A 4090-nucleotide genomic window follows, 5' to 3' on the forward strand; every position below is an offset into this window, starting at 1 on the left:
TTTATTATACATAATTAGCTATTTGGTCTATTCTAAAGGTGCTCCGGTAAAGATGTGTTCGCTTGCTTTGACCACAGCTGCTTCCCCATCAAGGATATAGTCAACCATGCCAAAGAATTTCTTAAATTCAGCACCAAGGAAGAACTGTGATGACAATACCTTTCCTGTATAGTAGGCAGCTTCACTGTTATCAGCCAGCAATGCATTGAGGTCATCACCTTTTTTGTCGCCCACTATTTCTTTCATTTTAGGCTGTGCAACAGAAAGCATCCAAAGATGCATCCATCCCAGCGTAAACATAGATAGCGCCTGTTGCAGTGGTGTTGCACTTGCAAATATATGCAGAAATTTTCCGGCAGCCATCTGTTCTTTAAGATAATTTATAACTGTATCAACCTTTTCAAGGCCTTTTTGCACAACATCAACATACTTATCATCAACAATACCTTTTGCCTTGTTAATAGTTTCTTGCACTCGTTTCTTAAAAACAGTGTAATTATACTGTTCGGGATTCATCAATATCTTTCGCATTGTTAAGTCCATTGACTGAATGCCATTTGTACCTTCATAGATTGAAAGTATCTTTGCATCCCGTGCAAACTGCTCAACCGGATAATCCGAGCAGAATCCATATCCGCCATACACCTGAATAGCTTCAGCAGTAACTTTCCATGCGTTATCAGTGTTGCCTGCTTTTGTAATTGGGATAAGGAATTCAATCATTGCCTGAGCTTCTTTCTTGCCTTCGCCATCAAGTACATGTACAAGGTCTTCCTGATATCCAACATAGTAAGTCAAAAGTCTCATTCCTTCAACATAGGACTTCATCCACAGTAGCATTCGTTTAACATCTGGATGTTGTATGATAGTTACTTTAGGAGCATCAGGATTAAGCATCTGTGTTACATGCACACCCTGTATACGATTGCGCGCATATTTTATTGCATGCATATATGCGGCACTGGAAACTGCTAGTCCCTGCAATCCAACGTATAGGCGGGCTTCATTCATCATCTGGAACATAATCTTCATTCCCTGCCGTTCCTGACCCAACAGCCAGCCTATGCAATCTCCATTATCACCAAAGTTGAGAGTACAGGTAGCAGATGCTTTGATACCCATTTTATGTTCAATACCAGAACAAACAACATCATTAAATTCCAGTGAACCATCAGCTTTTACTCTGTATTTGGGCACTATGAATATTGATATTCCTTTTGTTCCAGGTGGGTCCCCTTCAATGCGTGCCAATACCGGGTGAACAATGTTTTCGGGCATATCATAATCACCACCGCTTATGAAAATTTTCTGCCCAATGATCTTGTAAGTACCATCACTTTGCCTGATAGCCTTTGTTTTAAGATTTCCTACATCACTTCCAGCATCAGGTTCAGTTAAACACATGGTGCCTGTCCACTGTCCTGTAATCATCTTTGGTATATACAGGTCTTTCATTTCCTGTGTGCCAAAGTTTTTGATTAGGTTAAGAGCACCAATGGTTAATGCAGGATACATAGAAAATGCAACACTTGCGGCTGTAAAATACTCAGTGCAGCACTGACCTATTGCCTGTGGCATGCCCATACCACCAATTTCGGGATCATTTACCAAGCCAATAAACCCTGCATCATACATTGCCTGTAAAGCTGGCTTGTAGCATTCAGGCAATATTACTTTTTTAGTGGCAGGATCGTACTGCACTCCAATTTTATCCCCTTCCATATTTGCCGGATATACCTGCTCAACAGCTATTGTTTCGGCCAGGTTTAATACATCTTCAAATGTATCTCTATCAAAATCAGCAAAACGTGGGTATTGATTGAGTGTATCAACACCTAATACTTCAAACAAGACAAATCGCGTATCCCTAGTGTCCACCAAAGGGTTAAGGGACATTACTCCAGTAGCCATAAAAAGACCTCCTGTATTACAATTTTAATATATATATGATGGTATTATGTTAAATACCATAATTCCTTGTTTCACGATATTTTTTTTATTTATTTTGTCAATAATTTGTTAACATATAAATACTGCTATTGACTGTTAAATTTTGTTTATGTAATAATAACAAAAAATAAAAAAAGGCAGGTATTAAAACCTGCCTTTTTTAAAAATTTTGTATATAACATCTCTTATTCGTTGAGAGCACCAGTAAAGATTTCTTCGCTGGCCTTAATAACTGCAGATTCACCACTGAGGAGTGCTTCAATCCTGCCAAAATATTTAGGAAATTCTGAACCAAGATAGAACTGTGACGATAAAACCTTTCCGCTGTAGAATGCTGCTTCAGCGTTATCTTTGAGCAATGCTGCTCTTTCTTCGCCTTTTTTATCGCCAACAAGTTCTTTCATCTTTGGCAATGTTATTGTCAAGCTCCACAGGTGCATCCATGCAATAACCAGCATATACATCGCTTGCTGAAGTGGTGTCGCATTTGCAAAAAGATGCAGGAACTGCCCCGAAGCCATCTGCTGCTTCATCATTTCAATAACTTCATCCAGCTTCTGAATTCCACGTTCAACTATTGCAACATATTTATCTTCAACAATTCCCTTTGCTTTATCAATGGTCTGCAACATGCGTTTTTTAAGTACCATGTAATTATACTGCTCTGGGTTCATTAAAATCTTACGCATAGTGAGGTCCATTGACTGGNTGCCGTTGGTACCTTCATATATTGCAGTAATTTTTGAATTTCTCATCATTTGTTCAATAGGATAATCTGCAACAAACCCATAACCACCATAACATTGCATAGCTTCTGATGTGATAAGTACTGACATATCTGAACAGCCAGCCTTTTCAATTGGAGTAATTATCTCAACAAGTGCCTGTGCTTCTTTTGCTGCTTCACCTTCTAACAGCTGAGCAAGTTCATAATTAAGGTAAAGGTAATAGATCATTGCCCTCTGGCCTTCAATGTATGACTTCATCCACAGAAGCATTCTCTTTACATCTGGGTGATTTATGATGGTCACTCCTTTTGCTTCAGGATTAAGCATCTGTGTTACATGTACACCCTGCACACGATTTTTACAATACGTCACCGCATGCATATAAGCTGCTGAAGCACAACCATGAGCCTGAAGACCAACACCCATACGTGCATAGTTCATCATCTTAAACATAATTTTCATTCCCTGGCGCTCCTGCCCAAGCAACCAGCCTATACAATTATTATTATCTCCAAAACTCAATGTACATGTTGCTGAACCTTTAATACCCATCTTGTGTTCAATACCAGCACATGTTACATCGTTAAATTCGCCAAGTGAACCATCAGGGTTTACTCTATATTTGGGTACTATAAAAATAGAAATTCCTTTTGTTCCGGGTGGGTCACCTTCAATACGTGCTAGAACTGGATGTATCATATTTTCATAGTAGTCATTGTCACCCGAAGAAATGAATATTTTTTGCCCATAAATCTTAAACGTTCCATCTGGTTGTCTTACAGCTTTTGTCTTCAATGCACCAACATCTGAACCTGCATCAGGCTCTGTTAAGCACATTGTTCCGCCCCATTTCCCTGAGTACATATTTTTAAGGTACATATGTTTCTGCTCTTCTGTCCCAAATGCCTCAATAAGTTCAGCAGCACCATGAGTTAAACCTGGATACATCAATAATGGATAGTTGGCTGCACAAAAATATTCATTACAAGCCCATGCAATAACCTGTGGTATACCCATTCCACCCCATTCTTCGGATATATCCATTCCACCAAAACCAGCTTCATAAAAAGCATCAAGTGCTGCGTGATAGCACTTTGGAATGGTTACCTTTTTCGTTGCACCATCATAATGGCAACCTTCTTTGTCCCCCTCAGCAAATGTAGGATATATCTGCTCAACAGCCATGGTTTCAGCCAAATTGAGCATGTCCTCAAACATATCCTTATCAAATGAAGAATACTTTGGTAGCTTAGTGAGCTGCATTACATCCATCATTTCATAGAGGACAAAGCGCACATCCCTTGAATCAACTAGTGGATTTAACGCCATAAAAAACCTCCTGCTTTTAAATTATAACAAATGTTAAAATATTACACATTCACGTGTATGTTAAGATTTTCTTACATACATAC

2 protein-coding genes are annotated in these 4090 nt (G+C 39.0%); both read right to left on the reverse strand.

Annotated elements, in window-relative coordinates; all coding sequences use genetic code 11:
- Window positions 1-27: 27 nt before the first annotated feature.
- Window positions 28-1911: an acyl-CoA dehydrogenase gene (locus N3F66_14570; GenBank protein ID MCX8125369.1), complete on the reverse strand. Its 1884-nt coding sequence runs from the start codon at window positions 1909-1911 to the stop codon at window positions 28-30.
- A 224-nt stretch (window positions 1912-2135) separates the two neighbouring features.
- Complete coding sequence (locus N3F66_14575) at window positions 2136-4007, reverse strand: acyl-CoA dehydrogenase (GenBank protein MCX8125370.1); 1872 nt, start codon at window positions 4005-4007, stop codon at window positions 2136-2138.
- Between the last annotated feature and the right edge of the window lie 83 nt (window positions 4008-4090).

Source organism: Spirochaetota bacterium, from assembly GCA_026414805.1.
Taxonomy (GTDB): Bacteria; Spirochaetota; UBA4802; order UBA4802; family UB4802; genus UBA4802.

Coding starts and splice junctions, on each gene's coding strand:
- N3F66_14570 (MCX8125369.1), bottom strand. CDS start 1,911: ATGGCTACTGGAGTAATGTCCCTTAACCCTTTGGTGGACACTAGGGAT.